This window comes from Micromonospora sp. LH3U1 (assembly GCF_028475105.1).
Lineage (GTDB): Bacteria > Actinomycetota > Actinomycetes > Mycobacteriales > Micromonosporaceae > Micromonospora.
The window spans coordinates 4727859-4750524 of the sequence record NZ_CP116936.1; the positions used below are offsets into that span (position 1 = coordinate 4727859).

General features: G+C 68.4%; 21 protein-coding genes, 27 tRNA genes and 1 pseudogene. 10 read left to right on the forward strand and 39 right to left on the reverse strand.

What is annotated here, in order from left to right; genetic code table 11:
* Nucleotides 1-70: 70 nt before the first annotated feature.
* Nucleotides 71-1258: a LacI family DNA-binding transcriptional regulator gene (locus PCA76_RS21490; protein ID WP_272612293.1), complete on the reverse strand. Its 1188-nt coding sequence runs from the start codon at nt 1256-1258 to the stop codon at nt 71-73.
* On the opposite strand from PCA76_RS21490, the gene uxaC reads away from it, so the two are divergent.
* Nucleotides 1225-2628 (forward strand): glucuronate isomerase, encoded by a 1404-nt coding sequence (gene uxaC / locus PCA76_RS21495; RefSeq protein WP_272612294.1) that lies wholly within the window; start codon nt 1225-1227, stop codon nt 2626-2628. The two genes, PCA76_RS21490 and uxaC, sit on opposite strands and share 34 nt — an antisense overlap.
* A complete protein-coding gene (locus PCA76_RS21500) occupies nt 2625-2885 on the forward strand; it encodes an ABC transporter permease subunit (RefSeq protein WP_272619504.1) in 261 nt (86 codons plus the stop codon). The genes uxaC and PCA76_RS21500 overlap by 4 nt, the downstream gene beginning before the upstream one ends.
* Before the next feature lie 60 nt (nt 2886-2945).
* Here PCA76_RS21500 and PCA76_RS21505 read toward each other — a convergent pair.
* The 31 genes and pseudogenes from PCA76_RS21505 to PCA76_RS21655 form a co-directional block, all read right to left on the reverse strand.
* Nucleotides 2946-3016: transfer RNA gene (locus tag PCA76_RS21505), tRNA-Cys, on the reverse strand.
* 9 nt (nt 3017-3025) lie between these two features.
* A tRNA-Arg gene (locus PCA76_RS21510) sits at nt 3026-3098 on the reverse strand.
* Nucleotides 3099-3103: 5 nt separating this feature from the next.
* A tRNA-Tyr gene (locus PCA76_RS21515) sits at nt 3104-3187 on the reverse strand.
* Nucleotide 3188: 1 nt separating this feature from the next.
* Nucleotides 3189-3263 (reverse strand) — tRNA-His (locus PCA76_RS21520).
* Between the two features lie 20 nt (nt 3264-3283).
* A tRNA-Val gene (locus PCA76_RS21525) sits at nt 3284-3355 on the reverse strand.
* Nucleotides 3356-3360: 5 nt separating this feature from the next.
* A tRNA-Ser gene (locus tag PCA76_RS21530) sits at nt 3361-3447 on the reverse strand.
* A gap of 4 nt (nt 3448-3451) precedes the next feature.
* Nucleotides 3452-3525, reverse strand: a tRNA-Asn gene (locus PCA76_RS21535).
* A gap of 1 nt (nt 3526) precedes the next feature.
* Nucleotides 3527-3599: transfer RNA gene (locus tag PCA76_RS21540), tRNA-Glu, on the reverse strand.
* 6 nt (nt 3600-3605) lie between these two features.
* Nucleotides 3606-3677 (reverse strand) — tRNA-Val (locus tag PCA76_RS21545).
* A 2-nt stretch (nt 3678-3679) separates the two neighbouring features.
* Nucleotides 3680-3755 (reverse strand) — tRNA-Met (locus PCA76_RS21550).
* Between the two features lie 2 nt (nt 3756-3757).
* Nucleotides 3758-3829 (reverse strand) — tRNA-Lys (locus PCA76_RS21555).
* 9 nt (nt 3830-3838) lie between these two features.
* Nucleotides 3839-3911, reverse strand: a tRNA-Arg gene (locus tag PCA76_RS21560).
* 4 nt (nt 3912-3915) lie between these two features.
* A tRNA-Lys gene (locus PCA76_RS21565) sits at nt 3916-3989 on the reverse strand.
* Nucleotide 3990: 1 nt separating this feature from the next.
* Nucleotides 3991-4079 (reverse strand) — tRNA-Ser (locus PCA76_RS21570).
* A gap of 5 nt (nt 4080-4084) precedes the next feature.
* Nucleotides 4085-4157 (reverse strand) — tRNA-Pro (locus PCA76_RS21575).
* A 5-nt stretch (nt 4158-4162) separates the two neighbouring features.
* Nucleotides 4163-4235: transfer RNA gene (locus PCA76_RS21580), tRNA-Arg, on the reverse strand.
* A 4-nt stretch (nt 4236-4239) separates the two neighbouring features.
* Nucleotides 4240-4313 (reverse strand) — tRNA-Ile (locus PCA76_RS21585).
* Nucleotide 4314: 1 nt separating this feature from the next.
* Nucleotides 4315-4404 (reverse strand) — tRNA-Ser (locus PCA76_RS21590).
* Nucleotide 4405: 1 nt separating this feature from the next.
* A tRNA-Asp gene (locus PCA76_RS21595) sits at nt 4406-4481 on the reverse strand.
* A gap of 25 nt (nt 4482-4506) precedes the next feature.
* Nucleotides 4507-4579 (reverse strand) — tRNA-Ala (locus PCA76_RS21600).
* A 77-nt stretch (nt 4580-4656) separates the two neighbouring features.
* Nucleotides 4657-4740 (reverse strand) — tRNA-Leu (locus PCA76_RS21605).
* A 1-nt stretch (nt 4741) separates the two neighbouring features.
* Nucleotides 4742-4816: transfer RNA gene (locus tag PCA76_RS21610), tRNA-Met, on the reverse strand.
* A 202-nt stretch (nt 4817-5018) separates the two neighbouring features.
* Nucleotides 5019-5097 (reverse strand) — tRNA-Thr (locus PCA76_RS21615).
* A 1-nt stretch (nt 5098) separates the two neighbouring features.
* Nucleotides 5099-5174, reverse strand: a tRNA-Leu gene (locus PCA76_RS21620).
* Nucleotides 5175-5305: 131 nt separating this feature from the next.
* Nucleotides 5306-5419 (reverse strand): annotated as a pseudogene (locus PCA76_RS21625) (HNH endonuclease); the annotation flags it as partial.
* 33 nt (nt 5420-5452) lie between these two features.
* A tRNA-Gly gene (locus PCA76_RS21630) sits at nt 5453-5528 on the reverse strand.
* 1 nt (nt 5529) lies between these two features.
* A tRNA-Pro gene (locus tag PCA76_RS21635) sits at nt 5530-5605 on the reverse strand.
* Between the two features lie 110 nt (nt 5606-5715).
* Nucleotides 5716-5788: transfer RNA gene (locus PCA76_RS21640), tRNA-Trp, on the reverse strand.
* Between the two features lie 73 nt (nt 5789-5861).
* On the reverse strand, nt 5862-5993 hold the full coding sequence (locus PCA76_RS21645; protein WP_258395627.1) for a hypothetical protein: 132 nt from the start codon (nt 5991-5993) through the stop codon (nt 5862-5864).
* Nucleotides 5994-6114: 121 nt separating this feature from the next.
* On the reverse strand, nt 6115-6342 hold the full coding sequence (locus PCA76_RS21650) for a ferredoxin (protein ID WP_272612295.1): 228 nt from the start codon (nt 6340-6342) through the stop codon (nt 6115-6117).
* Nucleotides 6339-7568 (reverse strand): cytochrome P450, encoded by a 1230-nt coding sequence (locus PCA76_RS21655; protein ID WP_272612297.1) that lies wholly within the window; start codon nt 7566-7568, stop codon nt 6339-6341. The genes PCA76_RS21650 and PCA76_RS21655 overlap by 4 nt, the downstream gene beginning before the upstream one ends.
* Before the next feature lie 359 nt (nt 7569-7927).
* Between PCA76_RS21655 and PCA76_RS21660 the strand changes: the two genes are divergently transcribed.
* Nucleotides 7928-10204, forward strand: a complete 2277-nt coding sequence (locus PCA76_RS21660; RefSeq protein ID WP_272612298.1) for a glycoside hydrolase family 44 protein — start codon at nt 7928-7930, stop codon at nt 10202-10204.
* 134 nt (nt 10205-10338) lie between these two features.
* On the opposite strand, the gene PCA76_RS21665 is transcribed toward PCA76_RS21660, so the two are convergent.
* Nucleotides 10339-11043, reverse strand: coding sequence for an alpha/beta fold hydrolase (locus PCA76_RS21665; RefSeq protein WP_336298009.1), 705 nt, complete (start codon nt 11041-11043; stop codon nt 10339-10341).
* A gap of 175 nt (nt 11044-11218) precedes the next feature.
* Nucleotides 11219-11647 (reverse strand): hypothetical protein, encoded by a 429-nt coding sequence (locus PCA76_RS21670; RefSeq protein ID WP_272612299.1) that lies wholly within the window; start codon nt 11645-11647, stop codon nt 11219-11221.
* Between the two features lie 388 nt (nt 11648-12035).
* On the opposite strand from PCA76_RS21670, the gene PCA76_RS21675 reads away from it, so the two are divergent.
* On the forward strand, nt 12036-12419 hold the full coding sequence (locus PCA76_RS21675) for a hypothetical protein (protein ID WP_272612300.1): 384 nt from the start codon (nt 12036-12038) through the stop codon (nt 12417-12419).
* A gap of 44 nt (nt 12420-12463) precedes the next feature.
* Here PCA76_RS21675 and PCA76_RS21680 read toward each other — a convergent pair whose 3' ends face one another.
* On the reverse strand, nt 12464-12604 hold the full coding sequence (locus PCA76_RS21680) for a hypothetical protein (protein ID WP_272612302.1): 141 nt from the start codon (nt 12602-12604) through the stop codon (nt 12464-12466).
* A gap of 32 nt (nt 12605-12636) precedes the next feature.
* Between PCA76_RS21680 and PCA76_RS21685 the strand changes: the two genes are divergently transcribed.
* Nucleotides 12637-13161 (forward strand): hypothetical protein, encoded by a 525-nt coding sequence (locus PCA76_RS21685; protein WP_272612303.1) that lies wholly within the window; start codon nt 12637-12639, stop codon nt 13159-13161.
* A 71-nt stretch (nt 13162-13232) separates the two neighbouring features.
* On the opposite strand, the gene PCA76_RS21690 is transcribed toward PCA76_RS21685, so the two are convergent.
* Together PCA76_RS21690 and PCA76_RS21695 are read right to left on the reverse strand one after the other, a co-directional pair.
* Nucleotides 13233-13898: a Type 1 glutamine amidotransferase-like domain-containing protein gene (locus PCA76_RS21690; RefSeq protein WP_272612304.1), complete on the reverse strand. Its 666-nt coding sequence runs from the start codon at nt 13896-13898 to the stop codon at nt 13233-13235.
* 381 nt (nt 13899-14279) lie between these two features.
* A complete protein-coding gene (locus PCA76_RS21695; protein ID WP_272612305.1) occupies nt 14280-15017 on the reverse strand; it encodes a GntR family transcriptional regulator in 738 nt (245 codons plus the stop codon).
* A 156-nt stretch (nt 15018-15173) separates the two neighbouring features.
* Between PCA76_RS21695 and PCA76_RS21700 the strand changes: the two genes are divergently transcribed.
* The 5 genes from PCA76_RS21700 to PCA76_RS21720 are packed head-to-tail and all read left to right on the forward strand — an operon-like array spanning nt 15174 to nt 21851.
* A complete protein-coding gene (locus tag PCA76_RS21700) occupies nt 15174-16373 on the forward strand; it encodes a CaiB/BaiF CoA transferase family protein (protein ID WP_272612307.1) in 1200 nt (399 codons plus the stop codon).
* A gap of 9 nt (nt 16374-16382) precedes the next feature.
* Nucleotides 16383-18458, forward strand: a complete 2076-nt coding sequence (locus tag PCA76_RS21705; RefSeq protein WP_272612308.1) for a hydantoinase/oxoprolinase family protein — start codon at nt 16383-16385, stop codon at nt 18456-18458.
* Nucleotides 18459-18460: 2 nt separating this feature from the next.
* Nucleotides 18461-20332 carry a hydantoinase B/oxoprolinase family protein gene (locus tag PCA76_RS21710; RefSeq protein ID WP_272612309.1) on the forward strand — a complete coding sequence of 624 codons (1872 nt, stop codon included), beginning with the start codon at nt 18461-18463 and terminating at the stop codon, nt 20330-20332.
* Nucleotides 20329-20955 (forward strand): isochorismatase family protein, encoded by a 627-nt coding sequence (locus PCA76_RS21715; RefSeq protein ID WP_272612310.1) that lies wholly within the window; start codon nt 20329-20331, stop codon nt 20953-20955. Before PCA76_RS21710 ends, PCA76_RS21715 begins: the two co-directional genes overlap by 4 nt.
* Nucleotides 20952-21851 carry a hydroxymethylglutaryl-CoA lyase gene (locus PCA76_RS21720; RefSeq protein WP_272612311.1) on the forward strand — a complete coding sequence of 300 codons (900 nt, stop codon included), beginning with the start codon at nt 20952-20954 and terminating at the stop codon, nt 21849-21851. Before PCA76_RS21715 ends, PCA76_RS21720 begins: the two co-directional genes overlap by 4 nt.
* A gap of 81 nt (nt 21852-21932) precedes the next feature.
* Here the strand turns inward: PCA76_RS21720 and PCA76_RS21725 are convergent, their stop codons facing one another.
* Nucleotides 21933-22112, reverse strand: coding sequence for a hypothetical protein (locus PCA76_RS21725; RefSeq protein WP_272612312.1), 180 nt, complete (start codon nt 22110-22112; stop codon nt 21933-21935).
* 88 nt (nt 22113-22200) lie between these two features.
* Nucleotides 22201-22605 (reverse strand): nuclear transport factor 2 family protein, encoded by a 405-nt coding sequence (locus PCA76_RS21730; RefSeq protein WP_272612313.1) that lies wholly within the window; start codon nt 22603-22605, stop codon nt 22201-22203.
* Between the last annotated feature and the right edge of the window lie 61 nt (nt 22606-22666).

Below are 22666 nucleotides of genomic sequence, written 5' to 3' on the forward strand. Positions count from 1 at the left end.
GGTCAACACGGCCGCAGCTGCGATGAGCTGCCTTCGGTTGAGGGACATCATGGTTCCTCTCAAATGCACGCTATGACGAGGTGGCGGCCGGGCCCGTCGAGTGACGGACCATGAGCTGTGGAAGAAGTTCTCGCCGTGCGACAGCCGCACGGTCGGGGTCCTCGAGCAGTTGCAGCAGCAGCTCGACGCTCGAGCGGCCGAGCTGCCCATGTGGTTGAGCGACGGTGGTGAGTGCGGGGCTGACCATCTGGGACAGCACGATGTCGTCGAAGCCCACGACGCTGATCGCCTCGGGCACCTTGACGCCCCGGGTGGCGAACCAGTTGAGCAGGCCGAGCGCGACGAGGTCGTTGTAGGCGACGACTGCGGTGACGCCTGCGGCAAGGACCAGATCGGCGGCGGCGACACCTCCGGCGAACTGGGGCGCGACGTTGCCGATCTCGACCAGGTCTAGGCCTGCGGTGGCGGTCGACACGCGCAGCGCCCGGGCTCTTTCGCGGTTTGACCATGAGAGCTTGGGCCCGGCGACGTAGGCGATCCGCCGGTGACCGAGCGCGGCCAGGTGGGCGACCGCCTGGCGAATGCCTTCGGCGTTGTCGACGGTGATGGACGGGATCCGTCCGACCTTGCGGCTGAGCATGACCATCGGCACCATCGGCGTCCCGCCGACGACGGAGCGCAGATCCTCCTCGGTCATCCGCGGCGCGCAGAGCACGATGCCGTCTACCTGCTTGCTCAGGGCTTGGACCAGGCCGACCTCGACGGCCGGATCTTCGTCCGTGTCGGCGAGGAACACCGAGAAGTCCGCCTCGCGGGCCCGGCTCTGGACGCCCTTGACGACGCCCGGGAAGAACGGGTTGGTGAGGTCAGGGACGATCAGACCGATGTTGCCGGTCCGTCCGGTGATCAGCCCCCGTGCCGCACGGTTGGGCCGGTAGCCCAGGTCGGCGGCGGCCCGTTCGACCCGGACGCGAGTCTCCGGTTGCACAAGGTCCGGCGCAGTCAGGGCGCGGCTCACGGTCGAGGCCGATACGCCCGCCGCACGGGCGACGTCCTTGATCGTCACCGACATCGACGATGCTCCTTCGATCGGGTTGCAGCTCGAAGTCTGAAATCGTTTGCGCAACCTTGTCAAGGCTTTCCCGCACCAGCTCTTGACGGACGTGTGTCCTTGGCAGACAGTGATGAGAACGTTTGTGGCACGAAGCGCGAGGAGTCTTAACATTGCAACAGCTTCACCTCGATGCCGACCGCGCACTGCCGCCGGATCCCACGATCCGCACACTGGCCCGTACTGTCTACGAGACCACCCGGTCGCTGCCGCTGGTCTGCATGCACGGCCACGTCGACGCGGCGCTGCTCGCCGACGACCCGCCGTTCGGCGACCCGGCCCGCCTGCTCATCACGCCCGACCACTACGTCACCCGGCTGATCCACGCCGCCGGGGTGCCGTTGGAGGCCCTCGGTGTCGGCCCGGGTGCGGAGACGGACCCGCGCGCGATCTGGCGCACGTTCTGCTCACACTGGCACCTGTTCCGCGGCACCCCGTCACGCTTCTGGCTCATCCACGAGCTGGTTGAGGTGTTCGGCGTCAAGACCGTGCCGTCCGCCGAGACCGCCGACCAGCTCTACGAGGAGTTGTCGGAGCGGCTCGCCGCACCCGAGTTCCGCCCCCGAGCCCTGTTCGACCGCTTCGGCATCGAGGTGCTCGCCACCACCGACTCGCCGCTGGACGACCTCGACGCCCACGCTCGTCTCGCCGCCGACGGGTGGGGCACACGGGTGATCCCGACGTTCCGCCCCGACGCCCTGGTACACCTCGACCGACCCGGCTGGACCGCCGACGTGACCACGCTGGGCCGCCGATCCGGCATCGACACCAGCGACTACGACGGCTACCTGGAGGCGCTGCGCAGCCGTCGCCGGGCGTTCGTCGCCGCTGGCGGGCTCGCCACCGACCACGGCCATCAGACCGCCGACACCACCCCTGTCTCCGACGCCACCGCCCGCCGGATCTACGCCGACGCACTGGCCGGACGCTGCACGGCGGCCGATGCGGCCGCCTTCGCCGCACACATGCTGTTCCAGATGGCCGCGATGTCCTGCGACGACGGTCTCGTCATGCAACTACACCCCGGTGTGCTGCGCAACCACCACGACGAGGCCTTACGGCGCTACGGACCGGACCGCGGCTTCGACATCCCGATCGCGGTCGAGTTCACTCAGGCGCTGCGGCCCCTGCTGCAGGCATTCGGCCGGCACCCCGCCCTGCGCCTGGTCCTCTTCACCGTTGACGAGAGCGTCTACAGCCGCGAGTTGGCGCCGCTGGCGGGTGTCTATCCGTCCGTCCTGCTCGGCGCGCCATGGTGGTTCCTGGACAGCCCCGACGGTCTACGCCGGTTCCGCTCCACGGTGACCGAGACCGCCGGCTTCTACAACACCGCCGGCTTCGTCGACGACACCCGAGCGTTCGCGTCGATCCCGGCCCGACACGACCTCGCCCGCCGCATCGACGCCGGCTACCTCGCAGGCCTGGTCGCCGAACATCACCTGGACCTGGACGAAGCGATCGAGACGGCCGCCGACCTCGCCTACAACATCCCGAAGCGGGTCTACAGCCGCTCCTGACCTCTCCTACCAGCGTCGCGTTCCAACTCGGCTTCTGCGTCTTCGTGCTCAGCAACTACATGAGGGTCCTGCCGAAGGAACTCGACGAGGCCGCGGTCGTCGACGGCGCGGGCGTGTGGACCAGGTTCTGGCGACTCACCCCGCCGCTGTGCCGCCCCGCTCTCGCGAACCTGCAGGGGCAGTTCGTGGCCAACCAGAACATGATCGCCGCGGCCGCCCTGATCGCCGCGATCCCGACCCTCATCGTCTACCAGTGATGAGTGCGGAAACCAGGTGCCGTCCTCAGGGGTGCCGTCATCCGCAGTGGATGGCAGTCGAGGCCGTGACCGGGATCGAACCGGCGTACGCGGTTTTGCAGACCGTTCCCTCACCACTCGGGCACACGACCAGGCAGAAGCGCCCGCGGAGGGAATCGAACCCCCGACACCCAGCTCCGGAAGCTGGTGCTCTGTCCCCTGAGCTACACGGGCATGCGTGGGAGTGGAGAGATTCGAACTCCCTGAGCGCGAACGCACCGGGGTTACAACCCGGCCCACCTCACCATCGGTGGCGCACTCCCTTGGGGTGACTGGAGGGTGCTGACCCCTCGTCCTCCGGTGCCACAAACCGGCGCTCTACCGCTGAGCTACAGCCACAACTTCGGCCTGAAGGCCAGTGCCCGCGGAAGGTGTCGAACCTCCGACCCCCTGGGTGTGGACCAGGTGCTCTCCCGTTGAGCTACGCGGGCATGCGCGGAAGGGGTGGGATTCGAACCCACGAGGAGGCTTCCGCCCCCTACACCGTTTCCAACGGTGTCCCCGAGACCGCCGGGACCCCTCCATTGCTCCGACGACTGGACTCGAACCAGTACCTGTACGGATTAACAGTCCGCTGCCCTACCGATTGGGCGACGCCGGAATGGTCGCGCGTGCGGGACTCGCACCCGCTTCACCAGCTTGAAAGGCTAGGGCCGACCCACAACCGAACGCGCGTCTGCGTACCCCGAGCTGGTGTCGAACCAACGGCCTTCGGCTTGTCGAGCCGACGCTCTCCCGCTGAGCTACCGGGGCGGGAGCGGGGGCGGGATTCGAACCCGCGATGTCCGGCTTATGAGGCCGGCGAGGACGACCGAACTCCTCTACCCCGCAAGTGCCGCCGAAGGGAATCGAACCCCCGCAGTCCGGATTAAAAGTCCGGAGCCCGGCCATCAGGCGCCGGCGGCATCGTGCTGCGCCCCGCGCTGGACTCGAACCAGTGACACCCGCTTTAGGAGAGCGGTGCTCTGTCCGCTGAGCTGGCGGGGCAAGTTGGTACGCCGCCGGAGGATCGAACTCCGGTCCCCGGATTAAGAGTCCGGTGCTAAGCCACTCAGCTAGCGGCGCTTGGCGGTGAGGGAGGGAGTCGAACCCCCAAGGCCTTGCGACCCTGTCCGCTTTCGAGGCGGCGCCCGTCACCTATCGGGTGGCCTCACCATGAGTCGGGATGGCCGGGCTCGAACCGACGGCCTCCGGTCCCCCAGACCGGCGCGCTACCGACTGCGCTACATCCCGATGCGTGCCCCCGGCGCGATTCGAACGCGCGACCCCCAGATCCGTAATCTGGTGCTCTATCCGCTGAGCCACGGGGGCATCGTGTCGTCGGAGGGAGTTGAACCCACGATCTCTGCGTTATCAGCGCAGTGCCTTAACCAGCTTGGCCACGACGACATGGCGGAGAGGGAGGGATTCGAACCCTCGGCGGTGTTACCCGCTCCGCGTTAGCAACGCGGTGCCATCGGCCGGACTAGGCGACCTCTCCATGGCGCTGACGGCGGGACTCGAACCCGCGACCGCCTCGCTGACAACGAGGTGCTCAAGCCGCTGAGCTACGCCAGCATGGGACCGGCCAGCAGCCGGTGAGTGGAATCGGGCGGAATCGAACCGCCGGCCTCTGCATTGCAAAAGCAGCGCTCTACCAACTGAGCTACGACCCCATCGCGCGGCCGTCCGGAGTCGAACCAGTTCTCCCTGGGTCCCCAGGGCGGCGGCTCCACTCCCCTTCGGCCTTGCGTGCGCTCGGGGGGAGTCGAACCCCCACGCCTTTCGGCACACGGGTCTGAGCCGTGCGTGTCTACCTGAGTTCCACCACGAGCGCGTGGTGCCGACGCCCGGTGTCGATCCGGGGGCCCTCCGGTTATGAGCCGGATGCTCTGCCGTTGAGCTACGTCGGCATGGAGAGCCAGCGGGGCGGCTCGAACGCCCTACCTCGCCCTTACGAGGGGCGCGCACCGCCAGTCGTGCTGCGCTGGCACGGCCCGGCGGGTCCTCGCGAGCCGGGACGGTGCCGCCGGTTCGCCGACGGATCACCGGCAGGGGCGCGACAAATCTGCCTTCTCCCTGGCGTCCTCGCCTGCGAGGGGACGCGCCCGAGTGTGGAGCCGGCGGCCGGACTCGAACCGGCTGCCTCCGAGTTACAAGGTCGGTGCTCTGGCCCGGTGTGAGCTACGCCGGCTTGGTGCCCTCGACACGAGTCGAACGTGCAACTACGGCCGCCTCACGACCGCGCCTCTTCCTTTGGGCTACGAGGGCATGTTCGCGGCAGGGTTCCCTTCCGGTTCACCGCCGCCGATGGGTGCACCCAACCCTGTACCGACCCGCTTACGCGCCCTGCGGTGGCTCCCAGGCCAGGATTCAAACCCAGTTCCCCGCATCGCCGGTCGGGGTTCGGCTTCGTGGATCTCGGCGACCTGGCGCATGAGCATCCGGGTCGCGTGTTTGATCGGGACCCGGTGCAGCGGTCCCAGATCGGCGTTGAGGACGAGAACGGCGTCCAGCGGGCCCTCCTTTATCTCGTGGCCGGCGGTGCTTGGAGCGGCTGACCCGGATCGAACGGGCGACCTCGACGTTGGCAACGTCGCGCTCTACCAACTGAGCTACAACCCCATGGTCCGGGACCGGGGTGTCGAACCCCGTGTCTCTCGCTCCCAAAGCGAGCGGGTCAGCCGTCTCCCTCGTCCCGGAGGTAGTGCCCCCGGCCGGCCCATGCCAAGCGCCGGCCGGGGTATTGCTTATGCCATCCACTGTGGAGTTGAGAATCTGCAATGCCGCCGACCGCAGCCGGGACGAAAAGCAGGGGCGGCAGGACTCGAACCTGCAACCTTCGGTTTTGGAGACCGGTGCTCTACCAGTTGAGCTACACCTCTTTGAAGTTGTTCCAGTAACGAGAAAGCCGCCCTATCCCTGTCGGGGTGGGCGGCTTCGCAGCTTGCGCTGGCGCTATTCGCGCCGCCACCCCGGCTTCCAGTTCTGCTCACTCGCGCACAGATCGTGGGCTCGCCCAATCGATGGCAGCACGACACCGCCGCGCGGCATGAACCGCGTGGTTTCGGCATAGGCGTACTGCAACACGGGGAACTCCTTGGGTTGGTCGGGACTGCCTTGCTCATTCAAAGTAGGCGCTGCGCCGCTCGGATGGCAATGGATATTCCGAGAGCTGCCGTCATGTGACTCGGGCCGGGCTCGTTCCGGGTCACTCCTGCGGCGCGATCAGCCGGTCATCGGTGGCGTCGCGGACCGTGATCGCCTCCACCGGGCACGAGTCGGCGGCGTCGAGGATGACCTCGGCAGGGGCGACGGAGTCGGCCAGCGGCGCGGACAGGCCGCCGACCAGGCGGAAGTGCTCGGGCGCGGTACCGGCGCAGATGCTCGTGCCGATGCAGCGGCGCGAGTCCACTCCGATCCGCCACGCGGTACTCACCAGGCCACCGGCATGCCGAGCAGGCCCCGCACCAGCATGCCGCGCTTCCACTCCAGCTCGGCTTCCGGTACGGCGAGCCGCAGTCCGGGCAGGCGAGTCACGAGGGTGGCGACGGCGACCTGCAACTCCATGCGGGCCAGCTGCGCGCCGACGCAGTGGTGTACGCCGTGCCCAAAGCCCAGGTGCGGGTTCTGCTCACGCTCGAGATCCAGCCGGTCCGGGTCGGCGAAGACGGTACCGTCCCGGTTCGCCGATGACAGTGAGCCGAGAACCGGCTCACCTGCCCGGACCAGCACCCCGCCGACCTCGACGTCCTCCTTGGCGTACCGGGCGAAGGAGGAACCAACACCGAGCGGTACGTACCGCAACAGTTCCTCGACCGCAGCCGGCACCAGCGACGGGTCGGCCCGCAGCCGAGCGAGCTGGTCCGGATTGTGCAGCAGGACATAGATGAAGTTGGGGATCTGGGTCACCGTGGTCTCGTGGCCGGCCGCGAGCAGCCCTCCGGCCAGCTCCACCAGCTCGGTCTCGCTGAGCCGATCCTCATTCTCATCGCGGGCCCGCACCAACGCGCCGAGCAGGTCGTCGATCCCTGGCTCGCGGCGGCGCTCGGCAACCAGATCACCGATGTAGCCCCAGAGATTGTTCAGGTACTCCTGGATCATTTCCAGGGGCAGCGAGGTGGTCGAGACGATTGCCTCGGACCAGGTGTGGAAGCGGTCGCGGTCGGCGTACGGGACCCCGAGCAGCTCGCAGATCACCTGGATCGGCAGCGGCGTGGCGACGTGCTCCACCAGGTCGGCCGGAGGGCCGAGCCGGACCATGTCGTCGACCAGTGCGTCGGCGATCTCCTGGGTTCGGGGGCGCAGCGCCTCCACCCGACGTGCCGTGAACGCCTTAGCCACCAGCCGGCGCAGCCGAGTGTGATCGGGCGGGTCCATGGTCAGCATGCCGGTGTACTGCTGGCGCGGGGTGAGCCTAGGCTCGTCGCGCTGGACGGCCGGGGCGCGGCCGAACCGCACGTCGCCGAGGACCGTACGCACGTCCTCATACCGGGTGGCGAGCCACGCCTCCTCACCGTAGGGGAGCTTTACCCGGGTCATCGGCTCGTTCTCGCGCAGCTCGCCGTAGGTCGGATCGACGACGAGGCGGTCGGGCACACTGAACGGGTACGGCCGCGCGGGCGGAACGGTTCGGCTCTCGGTGGTCTGCGCGCTCTCCGTCATCCGGATTCCCTTCGTCGAGACGGCGTGATCCTCGGGCCGGCACCACATTCGTAGCGGCGCCGGATTGCCGGTGTTCAGCGCTCACGAACAGCCGACATTGACGCTCAGTGATCTGTCGATATCGGATCGTAGCGAGAGATGTCGATGATCGCTATGGAGGCTGACTTGCGTCCGTACGCGACAAGCGTCTTTGGGCGGACCGCTTGCGGGGCCTCGTCCTCGACAACCAGCCACTCCCCCGCGTCAGACGTGCGCTCGCGGATAGGGGCCAGGACGGCGAGGAGTCTTCCGGCGTTGACTCGTAGCCAGGAAAGCGCAATCCTGTGGAAGCGCTCCCATCGAGCTCCTATTCGAAAGGAATGCTCGTGCGTCCCACCACAGCTCTCCTCCCGGTCGTGCTCGCCACGGCCCTCGGCGGTCTGGCCCTGCCGGAGCCCGCCCTGGCCGCAGCCGGCCCGGCGCTGGCGGTCGACACCACCGCCGCCCGGCACCAGATCAGCCCGTACGTCTACGGCATGAACTTCGCCGACCAGGCCCTCGCCCGCGACCTGCGGCTGCCGGTGCACCGCTACGGCGGCAACGCCACCACCCGCTACAACTTCCGTGCCGACACCACCAACCGCGCGTCGGACTGGTACTTCGAGAACATCCCCAACGACAACCCGAGTCCGGCCGACCTCCCCGAGGGCTCGGAGACCGACCGGTTCGTGCAGCAGAACAGGGCCACTGGCGCCGCCACGGTCATGACAGTGCCGATGCTCGGCTGGATCGCCAAGGACCGGTCGCGGGCGTGTGGCTTCAGCGTCGCCAAGTACGGCCCGCAGGAGTCCACCGACCCCTGGGCACCGGACTGCGGCAACGGCAAGAAGCCGGACGGGTCTCCGGTCACCGGCAACGATCCGGAGGACACCAGCGTCGCCGTCGGTCCCGGGTACGCAGCCGACTTCGTCACCCACCTCAAGGGGCAGTTTGGCGCCGCCGCCGACGGTGGGGTCCAGTTCTACAACCTGGACAACGAGCCGGACCTGTGGCACTCCACCCACCGCGACGTCCGCCCGACCGGGCTGGGCTACGACGAGCTACGCGACCGCACCTACGAGTACGCCGCCGCGATCAAGGCTGTCGACCCCGGCGCGAAGATGCTCGGTCCCGTCGGCTGGGGCCTGAACTCGATCTTCTATTCGGGCCTCGACCAGGACACCTGCTCGCGCACCGGTTGCTGGTCGAACCCGCCGGACAAGGCCGCGCACGGTGGCCAGGACCTCGGCCCGTGGTACCTCGACCGGATGCGCGAGTACGAGCAGCAGCACGGCACCCGCATCCTCGACTACTTCGACGTTCACCTCTACCCGCAGCAGTCCGGCGTGTTCGGCGACGCGGCCGGCGACGCCGACACCCAGGCGCTGCGACTGCGCTCGACCCGCCAGCTCTGGGACCCGACCTACGTGGACGAGAGCTGGATCAACAGCCCGGTCCGGTTCATCCCGCGCCTGCGCGAGCTGGTCGACCAGCACTACCCGGGCACGAAGATCGCGATGACCGAGTACAACTGGGGCGGCCACGGGTCGCTCAACGGCGCGCTCGCCCAGGCCGACGTACTCGGCATCTTCGGCCGCGAAGGGCTCGACCTGGCCACCCTCTGGACCGCACCCGAGGCCGATCAGCCGGTGGCCAACGCCTTCCGCATCTACCGCAACTACGACGGCAAGGGCGGCGCGTTCGGCGAGACCTCCGTCAAGGCGACCAGCGCCGACCAGGGCAGGCTGGCGGTGTACGCCGCCGAGCGCAGCGCCGACAAGGCACTCACCCTGGTCGTGGTCAACAAAACCGGCGACGACCTGACCAGCCCGGTCGCCCTCACCGGCGCCGCCGCCAGCACCGCCCAGGTCTACCGTTACAGCGGGGCGGACCTCTCCGGCGTCGTCCGGGAGGCCGACCAGCCGGTGACCGCCAGCGGCCTCACGGCCACCTTCCCGGCCAACTCGATCACCCACCTGGTGCTGCCGCGCGGCACCACGCCCGGCGACACCCAGGCGCCGACCGCCCCGGGCAAGCCGACCGCCGCCACGATCACCGGCGGCAGCGTCGCGCTGGCCTGGACGCCGTCCACCGACGACACCGCGGTCACCGGATACGACGTGCACCGGGTCGCTACCACCGGCACCGTGAAGGTGGGCAGCGCCACCGGCACCACGTACACCGTGACCGGGCTGACACCGGACACCCCGTACACCTTCGTGGTAACCGCCCGCGACGCGGCGGGCAACGTCTCGGCGGCCTCGCCCGGCCTGACCGTGCGGACCGCGCCCACCGCCCCGACCGGCGGCTGCACGGTCGCTTACACAGCGAACAGTTGGCCGGGCGGCTTCACCGCGACCGTGACGATCAAGAACACCGGCACCACCGCGATCGACGGCTGGAAGCTCGCCTTCGACTTCCCTACCGCCGGCCAGAAGGTCGGCCAGGGCTGGTCGGCCACCTGGAAACAGAACGGAACGAGCGTCACCGCGGACAGCATGAGCTGGAACGGCAAACTCAGCCCCGGCGCGTCCACCAGCACTGGCTTCAACGGCACGTGGACCGGCACCAATCCGGCGCCAACCGCCTTCAACCTCAACGGTCAACGCTGCGGGTGACCTGAGAGACCGCTACTCCGTCGCACACCGGCGGAGCCGGCCCGAGTGGTCCGGGGCGCCGCTGCGCCCCGGACCACTCACTCACGTGGCGGTCCGGGACAGTCCCGCGACAGGCTGCGGACCTACCGCAGCAACTAGTGACCTCGGTCCCGGCGGAGGAAGCACGACAGCAGCTGCCTGAACTCGTGCGGGTGCTCGATCGCCGGCACGTGCCCGCATCGGCCGAGCACGTGCAGACGGACATCGGCCAGGTGTTCGAGCAGGGGCTGGGCTGCCGTCCCGAGCGGGGTGACTCGGTCCTCGGCGCCGTGAACGAGCAGCACGGGCGCGCGGATCGCTGCCAGCGTTTGCGCCGAGAGGGTGAGGTCGTCGACCCATCGTGCCCTGGGTGGAGGGAACAGCGACGCGAATGCGGCCGCCCCCGTTCGCATCGCAGCTGCACGGGCATCGACGGCCGAATCGGTCACGAGCGCTTGGTCGAGGACGAGGCGACTCAGCATGTCTCGTGCCCCGAGCGGGCCGGCGGGGGCGGCCCAGACCGCGTCGAGCTCGGCGGACAGCGGCGCCCCGGGGGTGCCCATCGTCGAGACCGCCACGACACGGGTGACCTGCTGGGGGCGCGCGGCCGCCAACGCCAGCGCCACGGCACCGCCCATGGAGTGACCCACCACGGCGTAGTACTCGATACCGAGAGCATCCATCAGGCCCGCGGCCTGCTCCGCTGAGCAACGTGGAGCCGCAGGCAGGGGCGGGTGCAGTTGAGCGACGTTCGACGCCGTTGGGCGCAGTTCAAGGCCGTTCAGGGCACCCTGTTGCTCCCAATCTGCTCCCCGATCCACGGTTCGCACCGGCCGCTCAGAGCCGCGATGGTCTCGGCCTACGGGACCCTGATGGTGGCGCGAACGGGGTGGCACAATCCGCACCCTGCCCTCGTCCGTGAAATCGCAGGCGCACTGGGCATACCGGAGGCGGACCTGGCCGCGATTCGCCGGCGTCGATGCATCAACCGGCGTCTCACGGAACACCAGCACTCAGCCTGGCGGGCCACAGTAGTGACGCACCCACATCGGCTAAAGCCGTGAGCTGCTGATCATGTTCCGGAGGGGCAGCAGCAGCCGGACCGAACGCGGCCAGCACCCGCATCGGCAGAGCCGGCGAGCACGAATCCGGCGCCGCTGCCAAAATTTGCCGGGCGGCAGCCACCGACGCCTGCGGATCAGCGCTCGCCTGGGCAACCGCCTTGAACGCCTCAGCCAGGCGCGGCTCGTCGCTGTCGAAAAGCATCAGCTGTACCAGATGCGGCACCACTCGGTGGTCGCCGACGCTACCCAGCGCGGTAGGGGCCACCGCACCGAGCTCAGGATCATCCAGCACCGCCGCGAGTTCGTCGGCGGCCAGACGGGACGCGGTCAATGAAGCCGCCAACGTGTGCAGCGCCGGCATCGTCGTCACAACGTGTGCAGCAGCACATGGTGATGCTTCTTCGGCATCCGAATCCCTGCGGCTTGGGCCAGGTACTTGAGCCGGCGGTGGCGGCGTCCCGGTCAATTCGCCCGCCGGCCACGACCGACAGACGCCGCGACACCGTCGAGGGCTGGTAGCGACATACGTCTGCAGCCAGCGCACACGGTAGCGGCCCAAGAAGGGCGGACATCGCGTCCTGCAGAACGGGCTGATGGTCGGTACAACGCTGGAAGCGGAAGCAGGAGTAGTTGCCACATCGTCACGCGTCACCAGCAGTGATCTACGCCAATCCACCCGGAGCGGCAGATCAGCGCATCAGGCCGTCGCTTACAGTAGCCGTGAGTCGATACATGGCGGGAGTGTGCGGATGAGCCTCGATATCTCAGTGTGGATACCGGACGGCGACGCCTACGCCGGTCGGGACGTCGTCGTGGATCCGCCGGGCACCAGCACCGGAGTAGGAGCTGAAGGTCTTCGTTATGAGCTGTGGGGTTCCGCAGCCACTCGGCGTCTCGGCGCGACGTTCCTGCCGCAACTTGCTGACATCACGAAGGACAACCATGGGAATCTCCAGGTCCCGCCCGACCAACTCGACGCCTTCGAGCAGGAGTGCGTACTCCTGGCAGAGAACGTCGAGCAACTATCCGCCGCGACTGGATACGACGCGGATCGCATCCTCCATTACCTGACCAACGTGCGGCACGCGGTGGAGCGCGCCAAGGCGGTACACGGCGGCATCATCATCTGGTAGCGGCATCAGGGACGGACGGCAACGTACGCCTCGGTCGTCTGGTGTTAGCCCGCGGTCATCCTGTCCAGGATCTGCTGCATCTGATCGTCCGTCAGGGTCGGGTCGGCCGCGGCGGCCTCGGCCAGTTCAGGATCGTTGAGAAGCGCGACGATCCGCAGTGCCGGGAGGAGTGGGCTGCTTGCCATCGCCTGTCGCACGGTGACGCACGGGTCGGTACTTGATCGGTCGACGAGTTCGGGGCTGGCGTGGGGTCGAGGGCGACGAGCCGTCGTACCTTCGGGCAGCCAGGTGGGCGGACGCGGAGGCGACCGAGGACGTCTTTGACGGAGACACCTGGGACCGGGCCGATGACACCTGGCGCATCGCTGTGGAGCGTCACTGCATCGTGGTGGGAACGGCCCGCTACGACTACGTACCGGTGACGGTGACGCTCTTGAACACGCCTCCTGAGGTTGAATCTCTCGACGCCTTCGACCACGTCGTCGAAGCAGATGTTCTGTTGCCCTCAGGGAAGATGGCAGTGACCGGTGCTACGGAGCTTCCGAACGAGTTTGAACCTGTGCCGCTGCCGGCAGGTCGATACCGGGTTCGGGTGGTCTACGCGCAGACGGACCGCCGGCCGGTCAGGTGCGATCTGGAAGGTGTCGGGGATCATCTGGAGTACCAACTCACGATGTGGCCGACCGACGCAGAGCTCGGCGTGCACGTCTTGAAGCAAGGCCCATCGCCTTGGGCGTACTGACGAGCGTGTACGAAAGGTGCGGCATCCGGTAGCGATCGGATCGCGGATCCGGATGGCCGCCGAGGCGACGATCATCCGAACTTCGTCCACTGCCCTTCAGAAACCACTTCGGCGGAGCCGTCGACGACCTTGATAGCGGTTTGTTCGTCGATGGCGTAGGCCGGGACGCCGATGTCGGCCGCCCACCGCTCGGCGTCGGCCAGGGTGTTTGAGGGGAAAAGGTTCAAGTGCGGGAAGATCGAGAAGTCGACGACTCCCAAGGCTCGGTCGTCCGGCGCCGACGGCCATTCGACGAAGTACGCCCCGATCCGGGGCGTCATCACCATGCTTCCCGCGCTCACTCCCACCCAGACGGTGTCGGACAGCGAGGGCAGCAGATCGGCCAGTCCGGACTCTCGCATCCAGTGACACAGGTACGTCGCGTCGCCACCGTCGACCAGCAGCACATCGGTCTCTCGGACCCAGGGAATCCATCGCTCTGCGCCGATGCTGGGCAGCGCCGTGAGCTCGAGGACACCGAGCGAAGCCCAGCCCAGGCCGGACAGGTACTGCCAATCGCGCGCGGGTTCGGCGGCCACGAAGCCCCGCACCGATGCCGGTCCGCACATCGGGTGACCCCACTGTGCTGTCGGAACGCAAAGGGCGCGACACTCGGAGACCGGCTTACCGAGAAGCTGCAGGAGCGCCGAGTGGATGCTTGGGTTCGTTATTCCGCCGGACGTAAGCAAGAGCTTCAAGCTACCTCCAAGATCGTGAGCGCGAGGTGATGCGCCCAATAGTCAGGGATGAGCCCGGACCCATCGTAAGCCGGCCGTCTGCCTCCGGAAGTCCCTGTGACTGCTGCGGCGAATGCCGCATCCGGCACTATCTCGCGCAGCACATGCACCTGAGCCAGACGCGCCGGATGCTCCTGTCGCGACGAGCGCTCATCGTCACGGCCCATTTCCCCTCCTCCCCGAGGTTGCACCTTGAAGATCGTCCGGTTGAAGACCGGTTCGACGTGTGTGACCCTGCCCGATGAGCAGGTTGTTTTCGTCGACCCAGCCCTGACCCGTGGCCCTGGACCACGTCACGTGTGTCGAGGCCCATTCGCGCGATCGCTGAACCCGACCACATGATCAGAGTGGCGGGTGACCTGCGGTTGTGCTGACCTGGTTCGGCAGTTCCGGGCCGGGCGCCCGGTCGCCGCCCTCTCGCAGCCGGATGGAATGCCATGCCGCGCGTACGTGGCTGCGCATAACGGACTCCGCCCAGTCGGGGTCGGGCGCGGCCAGGGCCGCCACCAGCTCGTGGTGGTGAGCGAGGCTACGGCGCAGCGCGTCCGGGCTGTAGCGGGAGAAGGTACGCCAGACGAGCGGCATCTGGATCACCGAGGAGACGACACCGGCCAGTCGGCTGTTGTCGGACGCCTCGAGGATCATCCGGTGGAACCGGTTGTTCAGCTCGGTGAGCTCGTCCACATCGGTCGGTCGTCCGTCCGGCGCCACCTCGTCCATCCGGTGGGCCAGCGCGTCGAGCGCGTCCACGTCGATGGTGCCCGTGGTCGCCGCCAGTCGGCAGCCCCACGGCTCGAGCACGGACCGCAGGCTGAAGATTTCGTCGAGATCGTGGATGCTCCACGCCTGGACCTGCACGCCACGGTTGCGTTCGTGGCGGACCAAACCCTCCGCGGTCAGCCGTCTGAGCGCCTCCCGGACGGGCGTCCGACTCACCCCGATCGACTCGGCCAACTCGCCCTCACGGAGCCACGCGCCGGCCGACCGTTGCCCGGACAGGATCTGTTCCCGGATCAGCCGATAGGCATCGTCGGCGGCGTGGCCGTTGTCGGCCTCCCGCAGCGGCGTGTGGTCACTCATGATGCTCGGCACCGTAGCAACACGGTGGGTTGTATGCAATCTCTCTACAGGGCATTGACACCCGGGTAGCAGGGGCCTACTTTCCCAGCACAACCTGCTGTAGCGACAGTCACAGACCTGTGAATTGCATGCAAAGAGACGTTGATTGAGGGGTTCATGAGCACTCCACTGCCGCTTGACGACATCCGGGTGATCGAGCTCGGGCAGCTGCTGGCGGGGCCGTTCTGCGGTCAACTCCTGGGTGACTTCGGCGCCGAGGTGATCAAGGTCGAGGACCCGGGTCAGGGCGACCCCATGCGGCAGTGGGGGCGCGAGAAGCCGTACGGCAAGTCGCTCTGGTGGCCCGTGGTGGCGCGGAACAAGAAGTCCGTGACCGCGAATCTGCGGACCGAGCAGGGTCAGGATCTGGTACGTCAGCTCGTCGCGAGGGCGGACGTGTTGATCGAGAACTTCCGGCCCGGCACGTTGGAGCGCTGGGGGTTGGCCCCGGAGCGGCTGTGGGAGATCAACCCCGGCCTGATCGTCACCCGCGTGACTGGCTTCGGGCAGACGGGCCCGTACTCGTCACGTGCCGGATATGGATCGATCGGTGAGGCGATGGGCGGAATTCGGTACGTGACCGGCGACCCCGATCGCCCTCCGGCCCGGGCCGGCGTCTCTCTCGGCGATTCGCTGGCGGCGACGTTCGCCTGCCTGGGCACCCTGGTGGCGCTGCACCAGCGCGGACGTACCGGCCGAGGCCAGGTGGTGGACTCAGCCATCTACGAGGCCGTGCTGGCGATGATGGAGTCGCTCATCCCCGAGTACCAGATCGCCGGCTACCAGCGGGAGCGGACCGGAACGACCCTTCCGAACGTGTCCCCGAGCAACGTCTACCCGACGGCCGACGGCGAGATGGTGCTGATCGCGGCGAACCAGGACACGGTCTTCCGCCGGCTCGCCGAGGCGATGGGGCGGGTGGAGCTGGCCACCGACGAGAAGTACGCCACCCACGGCGCCCGAGGCCGGTGGATGGAGCAGCTGGACGGCCTGGTCGCCGAATGGAGCTCGACGCTCGCGGCCGACGATCTGCTCGAACGGCTGCACGCCCGTGGCGTTCCGGCAGGCCGCATCTTCAGGGCCCGGGACATGCTCGAGGACCCACACTTCGCCTCGCGGGAGGCGATCGTCCGGCTGACCCACCCCGGTCTCGGGGAGTTCGCCATGCACAACGTCGTACCCAAGCTCTCTGACAGCCCGGGCCGGGTCCGGCACGTCGGCCCCGAGCTCGGTGAGCACAACGAGGACATCTATCGCGACCTGCTGGGGCTCGGCGACGACGCGATGGCGTCGCTGCGTTCTGCCGGCGTCATCTGAGGAGGAACCATGACCTACCGACTCGGCGTGGACGTGGGGGGAACGTTCACCGACATCCTGCTGATCGACGAGGCGACCGGAGAGACATACCGGGCCAAGACCTCCTCCACGCCCGAGGACCAGTCCATCGGGGTGCTGCGTGGCATCGAGCGGGCCTGCGAGGCCGCCGGCGTGCCCATGTCGGAGATCACTGAGGTGTTCCACGGCACCACGGTCGCCACGAACGCGATCCTCGAGGGCAAGGGCGCCCGGGTTGGGCTGGTCACCACCGACGGCTTCCGGCAGGTGCTCCAGATCGCCCGTTCCTTCGTGCCAGGTGGCCTGGCCGGCTGGATCATCTGGCCGAAGCCGGAGCCGCTGGCGGCGCTGGAGGACACCGTGGAGGTCGTCGGCAGGATCGGCGCCGACGGTGCGGTGGTGACCGAACTCGACGAGGCTGACGTCCGTACGAAGCTGCGCAAGCTCCGCGCGCAGGGCATCGAGGCGTTGAGCGTCAGCCTGATCAACTCCTACGCCAACCCGCAGCACGAGCGCCGGGTGGCCGAATTGTCCGCCGAGGAGCTTCCGGGCGTACCGGTGTCGCTGTCGTCTTCGGTGTTGCCGGAGCTTCGCGAGTACGAGCGGACCATCACCACCGTCGCGAACGCGGCCGTGCAGCCTCAGGTGGCGCGCTACGTGGCCAACCTTGAGGCGCAGCTGCGCGAGTCCGGGGTGGACGGCCGGCTGTGCATCCTGCGCAGCGACGGTGGTCTGGTCTCCGCAGCCGTCGCCGCGGACAACCCGGTGAACCTGCTGCTGTCCGGCCCTGCCGGCGGGGTTACCGGCGCGACCTGGGTGGCGGAGCAGGCCGGCTACCCGGACTTCCTGACCTTCGACATGGGCGGCACCTCCACCGACGTCGCCCTGGTTCAGGGGCTCACGCCGCGGGTGGGTCGGGAGACCACGGTCGGGGACCTCAAGGTCCGCGCCACCTCAGTCGACGTACGAACCGTGGGTGCCGGCGGCGGATCCATCGCCCACGTACCGCCGCTGACCCAGGCGCTCCGGGTAGGGCCGCAGTCGGCCGGTGCCGCACCCGGTCCGGCCGCGTACGCGGCGGGCGGTGAGCAGCCGACGGTGACCGACGCAAACGTGGTGCTCGGCTACCTGCCCACCGATCTGGCCGGTGGCGAGATCACGCTGGACCGTGCGGCGGCACGAGCGGCGGTGAAGTCGATCGCCGACGCCACCGGGCTGGAGTCGGTCGAGGCCGCCGCCGCGGGCATCATCGACATCGTCAACGAGAACATGTTCGGGGCGTTGCGGCTGGTGTCGGTGCAGCAGGGCTTCGACCCGCGCGACTACGCGCTGGTGGCCTTCGGTGGCGCCGGCCCGTTGCACGCCAACGCTCTCGGCAGACTGACCGGGGCCTGGCCGGTGATCATTCCGCCGTCGCCGGGAGTGCTGTGCGCCTACGGCGACGCGACGACCAATCTGCGCGACGAGTCAGTGCGGACGTTGGTGCGCCGCTTCAACGAAATGACCGACGAAAGCCTTCGCGCGGTGCTCACCGAACTCGCGAGCAAGGCGTGCTCCACGCTCAGTGAGCAGGGCGTCCCCGAGGATGAGCAGCACGTCGTCTACTCCGCCGACCTGCGCTACCACGGACAGGGTTTCGAGATCCCGGTGGCAGTCGACATCGACGCCTTCGACGGGACCGGCGGTGGGCTCGCGGCCCTGCGGTCGGCGTTCGACGCCGATCACCAACGACTGTTCTCCTTCGTTCTCGATGCCGAACACGAGCTGGTGACCGTCCGGGCCACCGCTCACGGTCCCCGGCCCCAGGTCGCCGCGCTCGCGCTGGAGCATGGTGACGCGGACCCGAGCCGCGCAATGCGGGCCCACCACCGCATCTGGGTCGAGGGCGCCGAAGTGGAAGCCGGCATCTACGACCGGGCCCTGCTGCGAGCGGGCAACGTCGTGCCCGGTCCGGCGATCATCACCGAGATGGACTCCACCACGCTCGTGCTGCCCGGGCACACGGCTGCGGTGCACCCGAGCGGCAGCCTCCTCATCCGCCCCGCCGACACCCACCGGGAGAACTGACCATGGCACGCCTCATCGAGACCGCTACCGGACCGCTTCGCTCCGTGGATGTCGACCTGGTCACCATCGACCTGATCGAGAACGGGCTGCGCAACGCCCGCTACGAGATGGACGAGGTGCTCTTCCGGACCGCGCTGTCGCCGGGGATCCGTGAACAGCACGACGAGTTTCCGCTGATCGCCAACCCTGACGGCAAAATGATGGTGGGACAGTTCGGGCTGTCCATCCCCGACTTCTTGGAGAACTTCGACGGCGACATCGAGGAGGGCGACGTCCTGCTGACGTCGGACCCCTACTCCTGCGGTGCGGCGATCAGCCACGCGAACGACTGGCTCGTGGTGCTGCCCATCTTCTTCGAGGGCCGCATCGTGGGCTGGGCGGCGATGTTCGGGCACATGTCCGACGTCGGCGGCAGGACACCGGCGTCGATGCCGACCGATGCCCGCACCATCTTCGAGGAGGGCGTGGTGATCCCGCCCTTCAAGCTGTACAGGAAGGGCGTGCTCGCCGAGGACGCCCTGCGGATCATCCTCAACCAGGTGCGGAAGCCCGACTGGAACCGCGCCGACCTCAACGGCATCGTCGCGGCGTGCCGAACCGCTTCCCGTCGGGTCCAGGAGATGTGCGCCCGGTTCGGGGTGGACACCTACAACTCCGCGCTCGACCAGCTCCTGGACCGCAACTACCGGGCGATGAAGGTCCTGCTCGGAGCGGTCTTCAAGGAGGGCGAGACGCTGTCGTTCACCGACTACATCTGCGACGACGGCCTCGGCTACGGCCCCTACGAGCTCAAGCTCAGCCTGACCCGTACCGGTGACAAGGTGCTGCTGGACTTCACCGGCAGCAGCCCGCAGGCGCAGGGTCCGATCAACTACTACATCAACGAGAACCTCGTCCGGATGTTCTTCGGCATCTACATGATCACCGTCGCCGACCCGCAGATCCTCTGGAACGACGGCTTCTACCCGCTGGTCGACGTCACGATCCCCGACGATTCGTTCTGGAAGCCCAAGTACCCCGCCGCCCTCAACGCGCGTAACCACGGCATCGGTCGCGTCTTCGACCTGTTCGGCGGCCTGCTCGGTCAGACGAACCCCGGGCTGCTCAACGCCGCCGGCTTCTCGTCATCACCGCACTTCATGTATTCGGGCACCTACGGGCCGGGTGAGCGCAAGGGCGAGTGGTTCCAGCTGTACTCGATCGGATTCGGCGGGATTCCCGGCCGGCCGGTGGGCGACGGCCCGGACGGCCACTCGCTGTGGCCGTCGTTCGTCAACATCCCGTGCGAGTACCTGGAGTCCTACTACCCGCTGCGGATCGAACGCTGGGAGACCATCGCGGACACCGGTGGCGCCGGGCTCCATCGCGGCGGGAACGGCGTCGACGTGGCCTACCGGTTCCTGGAGGCCGGCACGATCGCGATCCACGACGACCGCTGGCTCACCTATCCGTGGGGGGTCAACGGTGGCGAGCCCGGTGCGCGCGGCCGCAAGTGGCTCGAACGCGCCGACGGCGGCACCGAGATCCTGGGCAGCAAGGTGCACGACGTGCCCGTAGCTCCCGGGGACGTGCTGCACTTCGTCACCTGGGGTGGCGGCGGGTGGGGTGACCCGCTCGCCCGCGACCCGGAACTCGTCGGCCTCGAGGTCCGCCGGGGCCTGGTCAGCCCCACGGGGGCCCGCCGCTTCGGCGTGATCTGCGACGAGGCCGGCACCGTCGACGTCGCGGCCACCGAGGAGGTACGGGCCGAGCTGCGCCACGGACGTCCGGACCCACTGCCCACGTTCGACATGGGACCGCCGATGGAGACCATCCTGGACCGGTGCCTGGAGGAGACCGGTCTTCCTGCTCCTCGGCCGCCTGTCGCCCGATGAGCCCTCTGCCCGACAGCAGCGACGACGGATTCGGGGGCGCACTCCTGCCCGGCGCCCGTCCCGCGGTGCTCGTCATCGATATGATGCGGGCCTACTTCGACCCGGCCAGCCCACTGTGCCTGCCGTCCGCGGACTGCCTGCGGTCGGCTGGCCGGGTCATCGCCGCAGCCCGCGACCACCGGCTTCCCGTGCTGCACACCCGCGTCGCGTACGGGCCCGGCGGTGTCGACGGAGGCCTGTTCGTCCGGAAGGTCACCGCCCTTCGGCAGCTCTTCTCCGGCGGTGGCGCGATGGGTGAGCTGATGCCGCAGGTCTCCCCCGCCGAGGATGAACTGGTGCTGGTCAAGCAGTACGCCAGCGCCTTCTTCGGCACGTCGCTGGCCTCAACCCTGCGGGCGGAGCGCATCGACACCGTCGTGCTGGTCGGCGTGAGCACGAGCGGTTGTGTCCGTGCCACGGCGGTGGACGCGATCCAGCACGGTCTCGTCCCGCTGGTGGTTTCCGAAGCGGTGGCGGACCGCGCCACCGGCCCGCACGAGGCGAGCCTGTATGACTTGCAAGCCAAGTACGCCGAGGTGATCAGCGAGGCCAGGGCCGTCGCGTACCTGTCGGAGGAGCGATGACAGTCATGGTCGACATCGTCGAGGTCTCGCCCCGCGACGGCCTGCAGAACGAGGCGACGCTACTCACCACCGCCGACAAGGTAGAGCTCGTCGAGCGGGCGGTACGCGCGGGAGCCCGGCGAGTGGAGGTGACCAGCTTCGTCAACCCCGCCCGTGTTCCGCAGATGGCGGACGCGGACGAGCTGATGGCCGCGCTCCCCCGCCACGACGGCGTCCGATACGCGGGCCTGGTGATGAACCGCCGCGGCGTGGATCGAGCTCTGGCCGCGGGCGTCGACGAGATCAACGTCGTCGTCGTGGCCACGGACACCTTCTGCGGCCGCAACCAGGGCATGACCACCGCCCAAGCCTGTGACGCGGCCGCAGTACTGGTGCAGGCGGCTCGCGAGGCAGGGGTGTTCACGACGGTGACGGTGGGTGCCTCGTTCGGATGCCCGTTCGAAGGCGAGGTCCCGCCGAACCGGCTGCGGGAGGTACTCACCCGGGTGCGGGATGCAGGTCCGGACGAACTGGCCCTCGCCGACACCATCGGAGTGGCCGTACCCTCCGACGTCACCGAACGGCTGACGCTCGCCCGGGAGATCACGCAATCCCGGACACCGCTACGGCTGCACCTGCACGACACCCGACACACCGGCGTGGCCAACGCGGTCGCGGCAGTCCAAGCGGGTGTCACCACCCTCGACGCCAGCATCGGCGGAACAGGCGGTTGCCCGTTCGCACCGGCGGCGACCGGAAACGTCGCCACCGAGGATCTCGTCTACCTCTTCGACCGCTTGGGGCGGCCCACCGGCCTGAATTTGGAGGAACTCACCTCGGCCGTCTCCTGGCTGGAACGGAGACTCGGCAAGCAACTCCCCGGCGCTCTGCTCCGGGCCGGCGGTTTTCCCGCCTGAGCCCGACCCGGACGCTGGACCAGCTGTTGCACGCACGGCAGTGTGCCCCACCAGGTGGTAGGGCGCACTGCCGGCGACGATCTACCGGTTGCCGCCCTGGTCGTGTGGGACGGTGACGGTGACGGTGCAGCCGACCGGCCGTCCGACCTCGTCGTGGCCGGTGTACGTGAGGTGGTACACCCGGTCCCCCGCGTTGCCGGCTCGTTCGCGGAGGTCGTACGTCGTCTTGCCGAAGGCGAACGTCCGGATGCCGCCTACCACCCGAGCCCAGGGGTGGCAGCAGAGGGCGCGCCCGATGGCTCCGCGTCCGGATCGTCTCGGTGCCCCGCAGCCTGATCCTGATCCGGGCCTATGCCTGACCGACGGCCTGAGCGATGGCGAGGGTGTGCTGGTACTCGCGCCAGTGGGCCAGTTTGCCGTCCCGGGTCCGCAGCACCCCGATGAACGGCGCCGAGGCGGTTGCCCCGGTCGCTGTGTGAGTGCCGACGAGTTCGTACTCGACCACCATTACCTCGGGGTCAGTGGTCTCGTGTACGACCACGTTGCGGCAGTCGTCGAATCGGACCGGGAACACCGCCCGACTCCCCTGCGTGTACTCGAGCACCCGCTGCTTCCCCTCGATACGCGTAGGGCGGTCGGGCGCGGCGAACGGTGTCTCGATCACCACGTCGTCGGCGAGCAGATCGGCCTCGTAGGTGGGCTGGTTCGCGAGCCACTGGGCCCGCATGCTGTCGAAGATCGCTCTTGGTGTCACGGTCGCCCCCCTGATAATGAGTCAGCACTCGACTTGTCCCGAGAATAGTGAGTGGAGACTC